This window comes from Flavobacterium palustre (assembly GCF_014639535.1).
GTDB classification, from domain to species: domain Bacteria; phylum Bacteroidota; class Bacteroidia; order Flavobacteriales; family Flavobacteriaceae; genus Flavobacterium; species Flavobacterium palustre.
The window spans coordinates 212,169-233,350 of record NZ_BMGA01000008.1 but is presented as its reverse complement, the minus strand read 5'-3'; the positions used below and the strand labels follow the sequence as shown (position 1 = coordinate 233,350).

General features: G+C 34.2%; 8 protein-coding genes. 1 reads left to right on the top strand and 7 read right to left on the bottom strand.

Annotation, left to right across the window (positions count from 1 at the left end):
• The 7 genes from IEV84_RS14495 to IEV84_RS14465 all read right to left on the bottom strand — a co-directional run.
• The coding region (locus IEV84_RS14495; RefSeq protein WP_188495164.1) for a glycoside hydrolase family 98 domain-containing protein at positions 1 to 4,908 on the bottom strand (4,908 nt) is incomplete at its 3' end.
• A 411-nt stretch (positions 4,909 to 5,319) separates the two neighbouring features.
• Positions 5,320 to 6,375, bottom strand: a complete 1,056-nt coding sequence (locus IEV84_RS14490; RefSeq protein WP_188495162.1) for a DUF5627 domain-containing protein — start codon at positions 6,373 to 6,375, stop codon at positions 5,320 to 5,322.
• A 23-nt stretch (positions 6,376 to 6,398) separates the two neighbouring features.
• Positions 6,399 to 8,207: a RagB/SusD family nutrient uptake outer membrane protein gene (locus tag IEV84_RS14485; protein WP_188495160.1), complete on the bottom strand. Its 1,809-nt coding sequence runs from the start codon at positions 8,205 to 8,207 to the stop codon at positions 6,399 to 6,401.
• A 19-nt stretch (positions 8,208 to 8,226) separates the two neighbouring features.
• The gene (locus IEV84_RS14480; RefSeq protein ID WP_229732699.1) at positions 8,227 to 11,211 is read right to left on the bottom strand and encodes a SusC/RagA family TonB-linked outer membrane protein; all 2,985 of its coding nucleotides are present in this window, start codon (positions 11,209 to 11,211) and stop codon (positions 8,227 to 8,229) included.
• 93 nt (positions 11,212 to 11,304) lie between these two features.
• Positions 11,305 to 13,278 (bottom strand): RagB/SusD family nutrient uptake outer membrane protein, encoded by a 1,974-nt coding sequence (locus IEV84_RS14475; RefSeq protein ID WP_188495157.1) that lies wholly within the window; start codon positions 13,276 to 13,278, stop codon positions 11,305 to 11,307.
• A 12-nt stretch (positions 13,279 to 13,290) separates the two neighbouring features.
• Positions 13,291 to 16,467 carry a SusC/RagA family TonB-linked outer membrane protein gene (locus IEV84_RS14470; protein ID WP_188495155.1) on the bottom strand — a complete coding sequence of 1,059 codons (3,177 nt, stop codon included), beginning with the start codon at positions 16,465 to 16,467 and terminating at the stop codon, positions 13,291 to 13,293.
• A 1,062-nt stretch (positions 16,468 to 17,529) separates the two neighbouring features.
• Positions 17,530 to 19,593, bottom strand: coding sequence for a transketolase family protein (locus tag IEV84_RS14465; protein WP_188495153.1), 2,064 nt, complete (start codon positions 19,591 to 19,593; stop codon positions 17,530 to 17,532).
• A gap of 370 nt (positions 19,594 to 19,963) precedes the next feature.
• On the opposite strand from IEV84_RS14465, the gene IEV84_RS14460 reads away from it, so the two are divergent.
• Positions 19,964 to 21,010 carry a LacI family DNA-binding transcriptional regulator gene (locus IEV84_RS14460; protein WP_188495151.1) on the top strand — a complete coding sequence of 349 codons (1,047 nt, stop codon included), beginning with the start codon at positions 19,964 to 19,966 and terminating at the stop codon, positions 21,008 to 21,010.
• Positions 21,011 to 21,182 lie beyond the last annotated feature (172 nt).

Sequence of the window (21,182 nt, the reverse complement as noted above, 5' to 3'; positions counted from 1 at the left end):
TGCAGGAATTACTATAGAATAGCATTGTTTTGCAATTGTTCCCGAAGCATCAATACATATATCATAAGTACCCGGATTAAGATTAGTTAAGGCTAAAATTTTATTGCTAAAAGCTTTAGATACTCCATTAACAGTTGCTGAATACGTCAAAGCCTGACTAGCCGTGATGGTGATTTGACCATTGTTCTTATTTGGGCAAGTTTCGCCAACAACTTCAATAGAATAATTTGTTGAGCCTAAAGCTATACAACCATTAGTATCGACTGCCTGACCACTAGGTGTATTAGGACAAAGATCAGTACTGTTCTTAACACCGTCGCCATCATCGTCTAATTGTCCTTGAGCACAACCTGTAGCATTTACTGTTTGACCAGAAGGTGTATTTGGACATACATCAACATTATTCTTCACTCCATCATTATCATCATCTAATTGACTTTGAGCACAACCTGTAGCATTTACTGCCTGACCTGTTGGTGTATTTGGACATAAATCAACGCTGTTCTTAACTCCGTCACCATCATCATCTAATTGCCCTACAGCACAACCTGAAGCATTTACACTTTGACCTGTTGGCGTATTTGGACATAAATCAATATTGTTCTTAACACCGTCATTATCATCATCTAATTGACTCTGAGCACAACCTGTAGCATTTACTGCCTGACCTGTTGGTGTGTTTGAACAAAGATCAATACTGTTCTTAACACCGTCATTATCATCATCTAATTCACTCTGAGCACAACCAGTAGCATTTACACTTTGACCTGTTGGTGTATTTGGACATAGATCAACATTGTTCTTAACACCATCATTATCATCATCTAATTGACTCTGAGCACAACCGTTAGCATTTACACTTTGACCTGTTGGTGTATTTGAACAAAGATCAACATTGTTTTTAACGCCATCTCCATCATCGTCTAATTGACTTTGAGCGCAACCTGTAGCATTTACCAATTGACCTATTGGTGTATTTGGACAAACGTCAATATTATTCGGTATACCATCATTATCATCATCTATTTCTAATGTTGCTGATTCATCTAAACCTGAAAAAGCAATATCGTCTATATAAAAGTCCAGACTATTAACAGCTAAACCCCATACAATTTGTGTAGCTCCAGCTGAATAGGTCGAGCTACCATCGGTAGTAGAACCTCCAGTAGTCCAGTTTACTCCATCGGTTGAATACTCAATTTTTAATGCAACACTACCACTTCCTGAAACAGATGCTCTATACCAAATAGGCTTATTAGGAACTGGATCCAAACTTACAGTTGTGGTAATTAGAGTTGTTAATCCACTTGATGTCGAGCGGTAAATTCTAAATTGTGAATCCGTTCCTGTATTATATACTAATAATAAATAACCTTCCATAATCCCCTGAACATATCCGGTTGATGCAGTACCTATTTTACTGGTATTACCTCTTAACAAAACACCTGTTTTATATTGAGTAGGATCTGAACCAATGTATTGTTTCCATGTTACAGAGTAATTTGTAGCTGTTTTCGAAAAAGCATTCAAATCTATCACTCCGGTAGCATTTTTTTGTCCCACACCATAAGGTTTAATAACATTAGTTGTCAAACTATTAGCGTCTGTATAAGACACAACGCCAGCTGTTGCAGTATTCCCTACTCCAATAGTCGCATTGATTGCCGCTGGTGTCGTTGCTGATGTTGTAGCTACATCGTTTGTAAAATCATATTTAACAAATAGTGGGCTTTGATCTACTTTACCTGTCAAAGTTATTTGACGGTCTATTGCATTAGCAGTTTTTACTGAAATTACACCTGTCTTTTTACCAGTCGATAATCCAGAAGCCATACGAACAAATATTGGTGTATTGGCAACTGCTCCATTGGTTTGCGGCAATATAAGTTTAGACTGGTATGTGCCATTAGTACTCAACGAAAGTTCGTAATTTATCGGAGCTTCAACAGTTATGTCTCCTGTAAGTGAACTACCTGATACAGAAAACATTTGACTAGCTGATGGACCTGAACCCTGAACATAAGTAAACCCTTCCATGTCAAGCTTAGAAATGGTTGTGCTTGATGAAGAAAATTTAATATCGTCCATTACCCAATTCAAATTGTTAACCCCTAATCCCCAGACTAATTCTGAACCTCCTGAGGTATAAATGGCATCTTGGAATGTAGTTTGTAGTGCACCTTCCCAATTTATACCGTCTGCAGAGCATTCAAAAATCAGCTGATTTCCAATTGCAGACGCCCTAAACCAGGCTGGCTGACCCGGCATTACTTTAAGAGTTGTAGTTGTATAAGTTGGTTTAGCGATAATACCACTTGTCCCTGCCACGTAAGGCATAAGTGTAATAGTACCATCTGAATTATTTAAAGTTGTAAACAAATACCCTTGTTTCATTCCATCGGCATAATTGCATGAACCATTTACACCTGTTGTTCTTAATAAAACTCCTTTTTTTGCACCGCTTGTAGAATAGTACTCTTTCCAGGTAACAGAATAATCTTTTGCATCAGTCTGGAATAAATCTAAATCGGCTACTGCTGTTCCGTTAGTTGATCCCACTGAATAAGCCTTAAAAGCATTAGTTGTATTGTTATTTACATCTTTATATGATATTACGCCTGCACTACCACTTTTTACAGAAATTAAATTAGCAGCCGGCGTACTAGCACTTGTAGTGGCAACATCATTTGTAAAATTATAAACACCATTATTCTCATTTTGTGAAAATGTAATATTGTCAAAATAAATAGTTGCTAAACCTGCCGCGTTAGCTTCTAATTTTATTTCGTTATCTCCCTCATTCAATTCTATATTTTGTGATATCGTTAACCAGGAACTTTCATCATTGGTTTTATTAAATATTGGAGTTGCAACTTTAATCCCGTTTACATATAAATCAATTGTTGTAACTGCTGAAATTGGAGCTGTATATCGTATCTTAAGTTGATAAGTCCCTTTTCTTAAAGCTTTAATTACATCTTTTATACTTGCTGCTGCATTTGTTCCAAAATTTAAATATCCCTGACCCTGATAATTTCTTATAGAACCATTTTGACCACCAGTTGTAATGCTGTTGATGTTTTTATAATCAAAATGTTCTGCTTCATTTTGGCGGGATCCAATATAAACTGAGGGTTTGTTTGGTTCAATTAGCTTGGCTTCTGTATAAGTCGATAAACGTCCTGTTGCTGTACCTGAACAATTCACAGTTAAATCAAGAGGACCATTATGCTGAATAGTTAAAGTAAGTACCCCTCCGGACCAGTTTTTTGTGATAATACTCGCCTGATGGCTGGCTCTATCCTGATAAGAATAAGTTGGTTCAACACTGCTTCCATATATTTTGATGATATCTGTTTTCAAAGTAGCATCATACTCATTATAATTCGTTAAATAGAAATTAACTTTATTCGAAAATTCCTTAATTATTCCCGTAGTGTATTGTGAATAAGTCAACTCTACTTTTTCGCAGGTATTGTATTTAAAAGGAATACTTCCACTGGCAACTTGTCCAACTGTTTTATATGGATTATAAGTCACCCAGCCGTTTTCATGTCTTCCAACATATAAATCTCCGGTGTATTCTTCAGGAAACAACGCATTTAACTCAGTTTGTTTAGAAGCTACAGTTGGCCATTTAGTAGCATAATTTGATTTATTTATCTGAACATTAAATGACTTGGCCTCAGCATCATCTAATTGAAATACAGTTGGAATAGTGGGATATCGTCCTGTTTTCTTAAAGAAAGTCTTATTGTCTTTAAGATTTCCATCACCATCCATACGATAAAGTCCTTCGAACAAAGTTTCAGGAGTGCTATAAATATTATCAGGAGTCCCCGATTGAACATCATTGACAATTACAACCTTAGTTCGGTCAATAACTTCGGTTCTCGTTGGAATACGAACCGTTCCATCCAATATTTTTCGAAAAATATCTACAGAAGTATTATCAAATTGAGGAAAAGTTTCCCAATTTCGACTCACATAACCATTTGATGAAGTGACACGGTTTGTTTCACGGAAACACTGTGTCCATATAAGCTCCGGACCATCTATTACGGTTTGTCCAGTAAGCATCATGTGTTCAAAATGGGGTGCAGCTGCAGTAGCCATTGTAAATCCTTCATGGACTCCACTGGTATTTGTCCAGCCTGTATCATCATAACGGATACCATAATTCCCACTATAGCCTGAAAGATAAGATCCCAAACAAAGGCTCTCCATATCAGATTGATATGAAATTTGAGTGTGTTTTTCAGACAGTATATAATTTTCTGTATAATCCCGACAAGCTTTGGCAAAAGCAGGATTACGTTTCATCATACCAATAGGATTTATAGAAGGACTCCACTGATTTCCACACCAACTCACTGACAGATAACCTCCATATTGATTGCTCAATTTTAATAAATTAGCAAAGTGAGACATTCGATTAGACCAGGATGGCGAAAGCGGGTCGCTGGTATCATCATATCCCCAGAATTGTTCGGCATAATTAAATCCTATAAAATTGGGATATTCTTTATAAAACTCTTCATAAACCGAAAGATCAAAATCTGAAAACTGAGAAAAACCTCCACTAGAAGGCTGGATCATAGTCCACATTCTATTTTGGGCACATGTTCTAATCCAGGATTTAGCAATTTCATAGCCATATTCAGCCACTTTAAATTGGCTGGTGGCTACATCATGACTAATAGAAAGCGAAATATTCATAACCACATAAGGACGAATATCTACAGGTATTAGATCTATAATTTTTTGAGGATCGGCATAATTCCACGTATCAATATGGATTAACCACATGGGCTTGTTTGGTGAAATTTCACGCCTTAAAGGAGTATTTTGCTGAGCATGAATTACATGCGTAAAAAAGAAACAGAATATCATCAAAAAAATATTCATAATTCTTTGTTTATAAAAAAGTATTTTTTTAATCATAATTAAATTATTTTATTAAAATCGACATAACTATATAGCAAAACAATGAGCATAAAATATCATAGAACGAATTAAACATATAACCGCTCAATAACATCTTAAAAAAAGCAATCGATTGTGTTTTCTCAACTAAGTCAAAAAAAATCTACCTTTTTAAATATTAAAAAAAAACTAATTACTCTTTTGAGTTATTAGCAAAATGCTAATAGTAAATAAAAAACAATGAAGCTATTGCTTCATTGTTTTTTATTAAAATTGAAGTATTATTAAAACAATTATTAAGAAGGATTGAAATTCTAAAATTGTCTATTATGAAGTAACTTTTTATTATATGATAAATAAAAATATAGATACCAGATTTAATATTATCTATATTTACGGTGCTAAAGTAGCTGAAAATTGCTCCATAACAACACCTCTGTTTCTCATTACTAAAGTATCCTTAGTTTGTGTTGTAATACCTTTTGCTGTATGAGTTACGGTGTAATCTAAATAAAGAACATCTCTATCAAGACCTCCAAAACTTTTCTTTTCACCCTTTTTCACAAACTTTCCTGTACCCGTCGCTGTATAAGTTGATGGATCAGAAGAAGTAATGGTACAATTATTGTCTTGATCAAAATTCAAATTTAAAACACAATTATAATTTTGTGACGCATTATCCTGATATACTATTGGGAATCTCAAAACATTTAAAGATTGAGTACTTAATGGAAAAACCCATTTTTGAGAATCAGCAGCTGAAGCGTCATAGGTTAGAACGTCAAACGGACGTCTAACAGTAGTAGCTACTTTATTTCCTGTGTATGTATCTACACCTCTTCTAAGATACTGACCATGCCATGTATTAATGTATTTTACAGCATACAATACATAATCTTTTGCTCTAACATCCCAAAGTGTTCCATTAAGTCTTCTAGGTTTAGAACCAAGAACAATTGGCTTTCCTTGCAAAATAGTATCGGCATTAGTTACTGTAGTCATTAATAAAGGAATTACATAATTATTAGCCGTAGCCAAAGGATCTGCAAAAAAAGCATCCGTTAACTGTACTTGTACACCTCCGGAAATACTTCCCTTCTTAATGATAATTTGATTAGATGCTAATGTATAATAATTTCTAGGCATAGCCTTTATAGCTCTGGTAGTACCTGTAAAGTTATAACCCGTAGGTATAGTATCAGCAATTTCAATATTAACTATTCGATCTTGTTTATTATCATAAACCCCACCCAGTGCACAAAAAATTTCGCACTTACCCTGAAGATCTAAAGTATTATCAAAAATATCTTCTCCAAAAGTTATCGTTCGTACAGGGAACTGATAAGGAAAATATACAGCTGAATAATCATAATCAGGAAATGATATTGGATCATTAGAACATCCTACTGCCGATATCAATACCAATAAAAATAAAATTAGTTTTTTCATAATTTCTGTTGTTAAGTATATTTCTAATTATTCCAAAGATCGTTTTGAAGCAAATTAGTAAATTTTAAGGTTTCCAAATATGGAATTGGACCATAATACATATGGTTTTGATAAGATCTGTTTTCAACATCGGATGGAGCACTATAAACTGGTGCTGCTAATGTTCCTGTTACCGTAATACCTCTGGCCGGTTCTGTTAGTTTAGAGAAAGAAACTTTCCAACGACGTAAATCCCAGAAACGGAATCCTTCAAAAGATAATTCTAAACGACGTTCATTACGAATCAACTCACGCATAGCATCCTTATCATTTTTAATAGATTCCAAGTAAGGATCTGTATTCAATCCCATTGCTCTTTTACGAATAACCTTTATGATATCATAAGCAGTATAACCATAACCTTGTGGATCTGAAACTGATCCCCATGCTTCATTAGCAGCCTCTGCATAATTAAGATACATTTCAGTATAGCGAATACGTGGTCTGTAATGCAACTGCGTATTTCTACCACTTGGATTGTAATTTACATCCTGTCTTAACAATTTTCTCATATAATAACCTGTACGAGTAGAAGTTAACACCTTGTTTACCGGGTCTTGAGTACCAGTTGCCATATTAATTTGCGCATTAGTAACTCCAGCTGTCCTTCCGTGATAATTTACAAACTCTGCTAAACGTGCATCTCTATTGGCATAGGGATTATTAGCATTGTAATTAGAGGAAGGATGCGATATTGGATACCCATTACTAGCAGGGAAAGCATCTACAAAATTTTGAGTTGGATTAACACGACCATTACCAAACAAAGAAGGAGGAAAATGTTCGCGTTCTAAATCATTATTATTTGATGTTCCCGCTCTCCATAATACCTCTGGAGGATTAGATCCTGCTGTCAACGCATTAATTTGCGATGTATTTCGGTACCATGCTACACCACTATTAAAATCAGTAGGTAATCCAGCTAAACCACCTTTAAAAGCAATAACTTCAGCAGCATCTTTAGCCGCATTTGCCCATGTCTCATTTGAACCATTGGCAGTACCATCAGCAAAAGCAGGACTGGCTGCCATTAAAGATGTTTGCGAACGTATTGCTTTTACAATAATCCCACTTACTAAACCTAAATACCTCAATCCCATAGCTCTGTTATATGCCGCAACTGAAGGATTAATCGAATTATAAAAAGCGGGTATTTCAGATACATTAGTAATATCTCTGTAGTTTTGAGGTAAACGTACTGCTGCACTATCCACATCTTTATAAATTTGTGCTACACAGGTATTAAAATCCTCACGTGGAACATTAAAGTTAGAATCCTTAGTTAAAACCTCTGAATAAATAGGAACTCCCATTAATTTTCCATTTACCCAACCTGCGTGTGACTGCAACAAATTAAACATAAAAAGAGCACGTAAGCCATAAGCCTCACCTTTAATACGCTCTTTAAACAATTTATCAATCATAGGATCGTCGGCAAACTTCATCTTATCGGCTTCAGTTAAAACAATATTCATATATTGTATTCCTGAAAAACAAGATGTCCAGCGATCAGCTGCATTATTGGATGCTGTCCATTGACCGGTTGCCAATCTTAAAAAACCATTATTTACATCATTACTTACCGCATCATCAGTGGCTACTTCACTAAAATTGTAGCCATTAGTAGGAATTCTGGTGTACCCCTGAGTAAGTAATCCCAAACCAAAATTTGGCTCATTATACGTTGAACTTTGGTCACGAATATTCTCATCTGCCGGATCTATAACATCTGTACAGCCAACAAATAAAATGGAGAGAATTAAAATTACAAATATGTTTTTATTCTTAGTCATTATACAAATATATTTTAAATTAAAATGTTGCTGTTAAACCCATATTAAAAGATCTCATCTGTGGCATAGAACCAATATTAGTTTCCATATGTCTTCTCTCTTTAGAGATTAACAATAAATCATTACCATTTACATAAAGCCCTAAATTGCTAATAAAACCACTGTTAGGTAAATACGCCTTTGGCAAATCAAATGAGAATTGAATTCTGGATAAGTTTATTCTATCATTCTTAAACAACCAAAAATCTGAATTTCTGTAATTATTAGCCCCAGCAGTAGTTGTCAATCTTGGATAAGTAGCAGTCTCTGCTGTTTCTGGTGTCCAACGGTCACGTAGCGCTGCAGAATATTTAGCATTTGCACCAGCAGTTGCCCAATAATAGGAACTATTTTTTAATCCAACAGAACCACTTGTTCCATTAGCCAAAACAAACAAAGAGAAATGTTTCCATTTAGCTGTTACATTAAGACCTAACGTTAACGGTGATCCTGCCGATCCTACTCTTCCAAGATAAACCTGGTCATTATTATCAACCAAACCATCATTATTAACATCAACATATTTAATATCACCAGCTTTAACGCTACCAAAAGCAGGAGTAGGATAATTGTTATCAATGATATCTTGTTCAGAATAAAAACCATCATTTTTTAAACCCCAAAGAGCATCAATAGGCATTCCTTGTCGCTTTTGATAAGCTTCCTCAAATGTTATATCATTTCTTAAACCAGCATCTGCTTTATAATAAGTAGCCACCATACCTACATTCAAATCAACTTTACTCACTCTCTTGTTGAAAGATACACCTACATCAAAACCTTGACGGTTATCAGCGTTATAATTAACAAAAGGAACAAAAGAACTAGGAGAAGGAAACTGAACTGCTAAAAAACTAGGGTAAAGATTAACATCATTAATAGGAATACCAGTCAATTTATTCACAAAATAAGAGGCATTAAACTGCAACATATTTTTAAACAAAGATCCTTCTATACCAAAACTGATTTCTTTTCTTTGCTGGTACGTTAAATCTGGATTACCTACTCGTTGAATATCTGTAGCACGCAACTGACGACCTTCCTGCCATGAGAAATAAGCACCATTATTTGTACTGTAAACATCTCTCTCTAAGAAATAAGCACCATTGCCAGTTAGAAGAGATTCAAAATCTAAATCGGTATTCAAAATACCTGCACTAGCTGTTAATTTTAAATCATCAATAAAACTTGAATTAGCTAAAAAATCCTCTTTGCTTATTCTCCACCCAATGGAAGCTGTAGGAGAAAAAGCGCCACGATTCCCTTCAGCAAATCTTGCAGAATGTACCTGATTTGCCGTAAAATCAAGATAATATTTTTGCTTAAAATTATAAGCTGCCTGAAAACCTAAATTAGCATTACCAATAGCATGATATACCTGTGATTCAGCAAGCTTATAACCGTGTGCTAGTAACATCCCCGATACATTGTGTACGTTATTGAATGTATTTTTGTACTTAAAAGCTCCTGAAAAGAACAAAGTTTGACGTTGGTATGATCCATCTAATGTTCTTAAATTATTTTTAGCATTTGTACCTATAGGAGCACTAATCGCTGTTATTTTATCATCAGTCCATGTTGGAACATAAACAGCATAAGTATTATCTGAAATATTCTGAGCATAAGAAGTATTATAATCAATAGCAAACTGTGTGTCAAAAGACAAACCTTTTAAGACTTTGGCTAAATCAAAATTGATAGTCGCATCAAACTGGTATTTACGCGTTGTTGCTTGTCTTGTACCTCTGGTATAGATGTCTGCAAAAGGGTTTGTTGTCTGTGTTGGAGTACCTCCCAGAATATATTTACCATCAATAATAAAAGGATTAGAATCCAAACGCCCCTGAGAAACAGCATCTAAATTTTCAAAATAGCTCAATGGCAACAAAGGTGCTAACAAATTAGGTCTAAAAGTAGCAGCAGCTCCCCAAAAATTACCCTGTGCCATATTATTATCATAAAATGTAACATTGGTATTAATCTTGGTTGAAATCATGTCGTTGATTTTGATATCCAGATTTCCTCTAACATTGAAACGATTTTCACCCTCTTTTTTACCATTTCCTATATCAAGTAATGAAGTGGTATTGTAATTCCCTATGTTAACATAAAATTGTGCACTTTCAGTTCCTCCAGTATATTCAGTAACAATTTCTGAACGTCTGGCAAATTTATTGATATTCTTAAAAGAATAAAAATCAACATCCGGAAAGCGGAACGGATTAGTTCCAGCAGCATGATTTGCTATTTCAGTATTAGAATATAAAGGAGCAATACCATCATTAGCTAAAGCTTCATTATAAAGAGTCATATACTCAGCAGAACCTAAATATTCAGCATAACGTTTAGGCGTATAAAGCGTATTATTTAAACGCACGTCAAATTTACTCTTTTTAGCAGTACCTCTTTTAGTAGTAATAGATACTACACCTTTAGCGGCACGACTTCCGTATAAGGCTACAGCAGCAGCACTCTTTAACACCGTAATATCTTCAATTTCAAATGGTAAAACATTGAATTCATCACGTGGAACTCCATCAACAATAACTAATTTACTGTTCATCCCCCATATATTACCATGGTAGCCGGGAATAAAATTAGCCAAATTATCTAAACTCGAAATGGAATAGTTAGAGTTTATCATCCCCGCAATATTTACATTCGAAACACCACCAAGGATATCAGCTTTGTCCACTTTATTAAAAGCAACATTAACCATATTAGAAGTATCAGCTTGCAAAACTATGGTCTTTAAATCTGGCTTAGCCTGAAAAGTACTTATTTTATACCCAGGAGCTTTTACAGACAAAATACTATTAGCGCCAACAGTCAGTGCAAACTCACCATCTTCATTAGCAATTACAGTTTGATTATTCTCATCTACTACAATAGCGCCTGGTATATTATTCCCTTTTGTATCAAGCACAACTGCAGACACAAGTAGCTTGCTGACTTGTGCACTCATTTTTGGTAAAAAAAGAGTGTGTATTGCGCATATAAAAAAAACTATTTTGATATATTTCATTATTATTTACTTTTTTTCGATTATATATTGCAATTACCAACCAGGATTTTGAGGAAATTCTGCATACAAGTTCGCATCCGCTCTTTTCAAAGGAAGCCAATAATGTCTTTCAGTAAAATTACGCTGCCAAACTACATATTCTCTCAAATTTTCAATTCTATTATTTTGAGGAACATTCTTATCAAGGAAATTAAAGGTTGGAGTTGCATTATTGGTTTCAGGAATTGATCGATCAAAACTAATACCTGTTTTAACATTATATGGCGACTTAATTAACAAACGCCAACGACGTAAATCATTGAAGCGATGTCCTTCGTAAGCCAATTCAACTGCACGCTCACGTCTAACCTCAGACATAAAACTCTCAACAGAAGTAAGAAATATTGGAGCAACACCAGGCAGAGGGTTCCCATTTGGTAATATAACACGATTTCTTACTTTATTAATCGCATAAACAGCATTCTGACTAAAAGTTGTCGAAGTAGCATTAATATTATTATACCCCATAGCCACAGATTCTGCATACATCAAATAAACATCAGACAAACGCATCCAAGCTGTATGTACTTGATGTCTGTTGTATGCATTATCATATTTATTAAATCCAAGAGGATTGAATTTCATCATCAAATAACCTGTATTACTACCTGTGTTTGCAGCTCTGTAATTTCCTCCGGTATATAAATTAGCATAAACAAAATTTTTAGCAGCAGCAGCAGTACTGTTTACCATTTTTTGAGTATCAATACCAAAATTGATATAAAAGCGTGGATCTCTATTTTTCCATGGATAATGAACATCATAAGTTGAACCCTGATCTCCAGGAACATCTGCTTTACTGGCACTATTGATAGGTAAACCTGTATCCATACCAAAATAATTTACATAATTTGCTGTAGCATACTGCGACCAACTTCTGTCTTGTAAAACACCACCAGCACACAAATACTGTTTATTAGTGGATTGATCAGTACCGCCCCAGTTAGGTCCTCTAAAAATAGCCTCATTATAAACAACATTATTAACTGTTGCTGTACCAGGCATTCTCCCTCCTTGACCATTGGTCATGTAATTTTCAGAATATTTACTCCAAGGAATCAAGCTGTACTGACAAGCACCAGATTCAGAAGCCTGTAACAATATACCAAAGGCATCTGCCGCTTTTTTGCAATATTCAGCATTGTAAGACTCAGAACCTCCTGAATACAAATTCATAAGTGGGCTACCCGCGTACAAATAATTTTTTCCTAAATAGGCAATAGCCATCCACTTGTTTATTCTAAGTTCATTTTTACCTTGAGTCAGCTGACCTGCTGGTACCGCATCCCAGTTGCCTGGCAACAATTCATAGGCTTTTTGAAAATCTTCAGCAATCTTATCTGCCGTTTGTTGATAAGTTAAACGAGGTAATCGCAATGGTTGATCAGATGGTAATACTTCATCAATATAAGGCATACCTCCCCAATACGTAATTAAATGCATGTGAAACCAAGCTCTAAAAAAATACAATTGTCCTGCAATTATATTTTTCTCTTCAGGAGTAGCATCGATCATTTTATCTAAATTGGCAAGACCAATATTAGCTCTTCTTATTCCATACCATGCACCAACCCAAAGTGACTTAGATCTTTTGTTGTTATCAGTACTAAAATTGTCAGTGTTTTGATCCAGAAAAGAACCTCCGTTTCCAAAACCACCTCTTTGCCAAGCCCAATAGTTCCCTAAATCCACTTGCCAAATCCAAGCTCCTTGATTAGTAGCATTTTGTTGCCACATTTCTTCTTCACCATTATTAAAGAAATTGTTATCATCACGATTACAAAAACTTGGAACACAATTATACAACTCTTCAGTAAAACCTTGGAAATTTATAAAATTTTTGTAAGCATCGTCAGGATTAACTAAAGATGCAGGTGCAACATCTAAATAATCTGTACAAGAAGAAGTGCTTCCTGCAAGTAAAAAGAATAGCCCAGCATACAAGATTATCTTATTATGTATTTTCATTTTTAAAGTATTTTATAAAGTTAATCTAAAACCTAAATTGACACGTCTAACTGTAGGATATGCTATACCTCCGTTATCAACCTCTCTATCATCAGGTGTTTTAGTCCATAAAAACAAATTATTACCATTAGCATAAACGCGTAAGGATTCAAGACCAATAGACTTAACCCAATTTGAGGTGAAATTATAAGCAATCTCTGCATTCTTCAAACGGACATAAGAACCATCATACACATAACGTGTACCCCAACTATCACCATTTAATGTATTATTCAATCTTGGTACAGGCGAATCGGCATTGGTATTGTCTTTAGACCAATAGCTTCCTTCCTCAAAAACATTGTTAAAATACGCTAATGAAAAAGTTGAAATTGGCACAGAACGCATCACATTATTTACACCGTAAAATTGAACCATAGCTGAAAATCCTTTCCAATCTACACCAAAAGTAGCATTATACGTATTTTGCGGATTACTAGGATAACCATATCGTACTCTATCAGTGTCTGCATTAATGATACCATCACCATTGTAATCCATTATTCTGTAATTACCAGGTATTTTAAAATCATTACTTTCAAAAGCTGTACTACCATACAACTCATCCCAAGTATTGTAAAACCCCTGATCAATCATATACCTTCCTTGTCTAAGTGGATAACCAGCTCTTTTCATGTAGTCAGGCAATAGTTCTGGATCATCTCTAAAGACTACTTCATCTTTAGCATGAGTCATAGCAAGATCCGCCCACAAGCGTACATCATTATTGATTCTCTTGCTAAAGTGCAACTCAAACTCATATCCACTTACCTTCATAGCTCCTAAATTTACAGAAGGAGGAGTGAATCCAAAATAAGGAGGCATTGCTCTATCACCACCAGCCATTAGAATATCTGTTCTGTAATCATGAAAAATATCAACGCTTCCTGAGAATAATTTATCAAAAACAGAAAATTCTATACCTAAGTTTTTCTTTGTTACATTCTCCCAAGCAATGTTAGGGTTACCAATTTGTGTTTGAGTATACCAACCATAGGCAGAACTGGTTTCACCTTCTGTGGTCGTTAATCTCGGTCTGGTAATTCCATTACCATATTGGTCAAAGTATAAAAAACGTGCATTTGAACTATCATCACCAATTGTTCCATAAGAAGCCCTTACTTTTAAATTATCTAAAAAAGTAAGTTTACTCATAAATTTCTCTTTTGAAATTACCCAACCAACAGTTCCAGAGTTGAAAAAACCAAAACGATAAGCAGGAGCAAATTTTTCAGTACCGTTATAAGCACCACTATATTCCGCAAAATATTTGCTTTTATAATCGTATGTCGCACGGAAAACCCAATCCTCTCGATACGATGGGATTCCGCTACCAACTCCTAACTCTTGACGCTGAAGGTTACCCATAGCAGTAACATTATGCCCTCCAAATTCACGTCCATAAAATAATTGAGCCTGATACGTTAAATTACGACGAGTTTGATTGTTATCCATTAATCCCCCGTTAGTTGTCCAGTCTGAAGATTCATAGAAGTCAAAACCAGTAAGACCGTCAGGAGCATTACGTAAAGTAGGAATACCAGTTAGCGGATCTATCCATTTTTCATAAACCGTAAAGTTTTGGTTATTGGCTCCTCTTTGATTTTCAACAAAAGTATTATCCAGAGAGAAAGTTACATTTGCAGAAAGCCCTTTTATGAATTTTCCTAAATCTTGTTTTAAATTAAAATCTGAGGTAATACGAGTTGTTGTTATATATTCAGCCCCCCCCATACTCAAGTTCATTGCAGAATTTGCTCCTTGAACCTGATTTAAAGGATGGTATCCCCATGCCCCATCGGAATATTTAGGATAGTAAACATCAGGGGGTAAGGTATAAGCCCCCTGCCACAAATATCCTTCAGAAATTACCCTCCAAGGCTGTTGCTTTTGGGAATAAGAACCTGCCAAATTCACTTTTAAAGTAGTAGTTTTAGACAATTGAAAATCTAAATTAGCTCTGGAATTCAATCTGTTTAAAGCATAACCAGAATCAAAACCTTTCCCATTAGGAATCAAATCAACCAAATCGCCTTCATGCAAATAATCCACTGCGGCAAAATATTTAACCTTATCCGTTCCTCCTGTAATATTTAAATTAGCATTATGAGTCATTGCAAAGTCTTTGAACATAAAATCCTGCCAATCAATATTAGGATAACGTTCTCTTTGCTCCTGAGTAGTTTGATTACGATAATTATCAATAAAAGATTGTGGTCTTATGTAAGACCAACTGTCAGGCCTTTGATTTAATTCGTATTCAATTACTCTGTTTTTAATAAGCAAAGCGTCATAAGCATCATATTTACCTGGCAACTTAGAAGCTGTTTTCATTACAGAGTTGAAACCAAAATCAATTTTTGCTTTCCCCTGAACCCCTCTTTTAGTTGTAATCAAAATTACCCCATTCGCTCCACGAACCCCATATACAGCAGTAGCCGAAGCATCCTTTAAAACTGAAACGGTTTCAACAGAAGTAATATCAACACTGTTAATTGCACGCTCAATACCATCTACAAGAATAAGTGGGGCACTATTATTCCAGGAACTAACTCCTCTAATAATAATTTGAGGGTCTTCTTCTCCTGGCTTACCAGTTGTTTGTAAGGTAGAAATACCCGGAAGATTACCCGTTAAAGCAGCACCTAAACTGGATACACCACCTGTACGCTGCAAAACCTTGCCAGTAGTTTGAGAAATAGCACCAATAACACTAGCTTTTTTTTGCGTTCCAAAACCTACCACAACTACCTCCTCTAAAGTAGTTTCACTTGAAGTCATTATTACATTGATTACAGATTGGCTTCCAACTCGTTTTTCTATCGTTTTCATACCAATACTGGAAAAAACCAATATTACATCAGACGAAGGTAAACTAATTTTATAATTCCCATCAAAATCAGTTACTGTACCATTTTTAGGGTCTCCCTTAACAAATACATTAACACCAGGAATTGGCATTTTATCGTCTGCCGAAGTTATTGTTCCCGAAACAGTAATTTGCTGACTGTTTTGATCCTTTTTAGTAACTAAAGAAGAAGAAGGACTCCCTTCATTAGCCAACAAGACATTCGAAAACATAAACTGAAACAAAACTCCTAATGCCGCGAATTTTATTTTATGCGGAATTTTAATTAATTGTATTTTCATATTAATATTTTGACATTTTTTAATTTATTAAAAATTAGATTGATAGACCAAGTATATAAAAATGAAACATATCACTTGAATCTAAAAAAAAACAGATACCTTCATTTATTCAAAAACAAAAATACCTTTAAAAAAGGTGGTTAACTCATAGGCTTTTTTCTGGTTTATTATTAGTTAGTTAATAGATTAGTATGGTTTAAAAATTTATTCATTTTTATAAAAACTTAAGTATCTCTATCTTTTAGTTATCACAAATTAAAGATAGATATTTAAAAAAACAATCGGTTGTTTTTTTAAAGCTTGTATTTCTCCCAATTTATTATTCTTTACAAAGAAGAAAAAAACTCAGTCAAAAATATTGATCCTAGAAACTTATTTAGTTGTTATATTTTTTGTAAATTATTATTAAAGCTAGATTTGCTAACAAATAGAAATCTCTCGGTTTCCTAAACAAACATTAACAACAATGTCTGGCTCTACTTCTTTAATGAAGGGTTACCTAACCAAAGCAACCCCTCTAACATTAAAAAAAACAAACTAACCAAACTTCAATTTCTTTTATTGATAAAACAAATCAATACATAGTGTCAAAAACACACTTCATAAACAAGCAACAGAAGTGTTAAACAAAAACAATCCATTTAACATTACGTTTTATTTACATTAACAAATATAAATAAAATTTTATTTTAAACAACCGATTGTGTAATTTTTTTTTCAATTATTTGTAAAAAAAAATCATTTTAAATTATTAATAAATAATAAAAAATAGATATTGTTAAACATAATTTAAAAAACCATCTGCAATAGAATTATTTATTAAATAAAAAGCAAACAATAACTAGAAACCTTAAAAAAAATATAAAAAAATAAACTTTAATAAATAACTAAACAGCTAAGTAATAGACAATCAACAACTCATTAGATTTCAAATTTTAATAATTCTAATAAATTTCATCCTAAAAAAGATATACCCCTTAATTGTGCTGCATAAAAAAGGGAAGCCTTATTAAAGACTCCCCTTCCACTACAGTTAAATACCCTAAAGTAAAATTCAATAACTTAATTTATCAATTTATAGCAATTTACCTTATTATCGATTAAGTATTGAATAATTTCTTTACTCACATTCTTCGCATTAAAACCAAACTTCTCATCTAAAACAGTTGCAGGAGCTGAATATCCAAAATGTTCCAGACCAATAATCTTTCCAGTATCACCTATCAGGCCTTCAAGATTTACAGGAAGCCCTGCTGTAAGTCCAATCACTAATTTATCTTTTGGAATTACGCTTTCCTGATACAATTTAGATTGCGCTTTAAATAAACCTTCAGAAATGATAGAAGCAACATTTATCTTCAAACCATTTTCTGTTTCTAAAATAGTCGCAGCATCCAAAAGAGTCGAAACCTCAGAACCATTTGCAATTAAAGTAATATCTGCATCCGGAGTTGATTTTACTAAATAACCTCCTTTTTTAGCCTGAATAGCATCTTCATATCTGGAAGCTCCGGTTGCAGGAATATCCTTAATGCCCTGTCTTGACAAAATTAAAGCCGTTGGAGTAGTAGTGTTTTTTATAGCCATATCCCAGGCAACAGAGGTTTCAATTGCATCAGCTGGACGTAACGCTAATAAACTTTGATGACCCGAGTGATTTTTTACTTTTTCCAACAATCTCATTTGTGCTTCTTGTTCAATTGGTTGATGTGTTGGTCCATCTTCCCCCACCCTAAATGAATCATGGGTTAAAACATATTTTACAGGAAGCTCCTGAATGGCAGCCAAACGAATAGCAGGCTTCATATAATCAGAAAACACAAAGAAAGTAGCAACCACAGGAATAACTCCTCCATGTAATGCAATTCCATTTGCTATGGCTGTCATTGTTAGTTCAGCTACTCCAGCTTGTAAAAAAGCTCCGTTAAAATTATTTTTCTGTAAAACAGATGATTTTTTCAAAAAGCCATCCGTTTTATCACTATTTGATAAATCTGCTGACGATACAATTATATTCTCTACATGTTCCGCCAAATAAGCTAATACTGCCGATGATGCATCCCTTGTAGCAGCATTTGATTTTTGAACCACGGCACTCAAATCTAATTCTGGTAATTTACCCGAAAGGAACAAATCTAATTTTTGCGACAAAACCGGATTTTCTTTTCTCCACGTTGCAATAGCACTTTTTACAATAGCAGCTTTGGCCTTTTTTTCAACTAAAATATTTCCGTAATAATGCCTAACTTCATCATAAATCTCAAATGGCTGCTCCGGATTAGCATTTAAATTTATTAATGTCTTTACAAAATCAGCTTTAGTTTCACCTATAGGCTTTCCGTGCAACTCACACTCTCCTTCATACATTCCTCCATCAGCAGTCACACAACCTTTACCCATGATAGTCTTACCTATAATTAATGTTGGCTTTTCAGTTTCTGCATTGGCTGCATTCAAGGCTTCCCTAATTTGCTGATGATCATGCCCATCTATTGTAATAACTTTCCATCCCCAGGCCTCATATTTCTTAGCTGTATCTTCAGATGTTACTTCATCAGTCATTGAAGAAAGCTGTACATCATTAGAATCGTAAAACATAATAAAGTTATTCAAGCCTAAATGCCCAGCAATTCTTCCTGCTCCTTGCGAAATTTCTTCCTGTACCCCACCATCAGTTATAAAACCATATACTTTATGATTAAATAATCCATTAAACCTAGCATCTAAAAATTTCGCAGCAATAGCCGCACCAATCCCCATAGCATGACCTTGTCCTAATGGTCCTGAAGTATTTTCAATTCCTCTAAGAACGTCAACTTCAGGATGTCCCGGTGTAACAGAACCCCATTGTCTGAAATTTTGTAAATCTTCTTTGGAATAATTTCCTAGCAAATGATACTGAGAATACATCAAAGCCGATAAATGACCTGCATCCATAAAAAAACGATCTCTAAATGGCCAATTCATTTCTGTTGGATCGAAATTCAAATATTCAGTATATAAGATATGCATGAAATCAGCTCCTCCCATAGCACCACCGGGATGCCCTGATTTTGCTTTTTCTACCATCGAAATGGCTAAGGCTCGAATGTTATCAGCTGCTAAATTGTCGATTTTTTTATTCATCATTTTTATTTTTAAAAGATATATCTAGATAAAGTATTATTAATTTAGCGTTACATACAAAAGTCAAAGGAACCTGATTTTCTTTTCAAAACATACTCTTGCTTAATTTAATACTAACAAAAAACAAATTTTAATCGTGCTGTTCTGGTCTGGTATGTTTTGCAAATATAATCTTTTTTTTGATTTGTTGATTAAATAATTTCCCAAAAATTAAAATCTGTAACTTAAATCAGGAATGAATCAAACAAAGAATATCAAAATTAAAACCAAGGAAACAATACTAATGAAAACATAATTTATTGGAAAAAATCACAAAAAATTAATGTTTTATAATTAATTAAATATATTTGTTTACAGAATGATATAATTTATGGAAGAGAATAAAGACGTAACTATTTATGATATTGCCGAAAAACTAAACCTAGCAACCTCTACAATATCGAGAGCCTTACAGGATCATCACACCATTAGTAAAAAAACCATAAAAAAAGTAAAGGAAACTGCTGAAAAAATGGGCTACGTTCCTAATACTTTGGCAGCAGGTTTACGTGGTAACAAAACAAAAACTATAGGTGTCTTAATTCCAACAATTACACAACCCTTCCTGTCATCATTAATTAGTGGTATCGAAATTGCTGCGCAAAAATCAGGCTACACTGTAATAATTATGCAATCGCATGATTCTTATAAAGAAGAAGTCAATATGGCCAAAGCATTGTATAGTAATCGTGTTAGTGGTGTCATTAGCTCTCTTGCTATGGAAACCCGAGATACATCCCATTTTGATCAATTTATAAGCAACAATATTCCCCTGGTCTTTGTTGACAGGGTACCGAAGAACTTTAACACCTTTAGAGTAATCATTGATAACTATGCCGCTGGCTACAAAGCTACAAAACATCTTATAGACCAAGGTTGTACACGTATTGCTCATCTTACAGCAGGTTCCGAATTTGGTAATCTTTATAACGAAAGAAAAAGAGGTTATCTCGAAGCATTAAACGACCACAATATCCCTGTAGATGAAGATTTAATAATTTACTTAAACGCAGTTACTTATGAAGAAGGTGTCAAAGCCAGTAACAAATTATTCGATTTAAATCCTATACCCGATGGCGTATTCGCATCAGGTGACATCATTGCTGTTAGTGCTGTTCAAACTGCCAAAAAAAGAGGATTTAAAGTTCCTGAAGACATTGCTGTTATCGGTTTCAACAACGACCCTATTTCGCAAATTATTGATCCCAATATTTCCACAATTACGCATCCGGCTGAAAAAATGGGGAAAGCATCTGCAGATATTATTTTGAAAAACTTAAAATCAGACAAGAAAGACGATGTCAAAGAAATTACTTTCTTAAATACAGAAGTTATCATTCGCGAATCGTCGAACAAACTAAACAATAAACTGCCATAAATCTTTAAATAATAAAAACATCTTTTTATTCCAATTCAGATTTCTATAAGCAACAAGACTTTGGAGTAATCCATGGCCTAAATGAATTATTCTAATAATTGATTGGTTTTAGCCCAAAAAACCATACTCTATTAAAAAAAAAAAACATCTATTCTTTTAGCTGTTTCAAAGA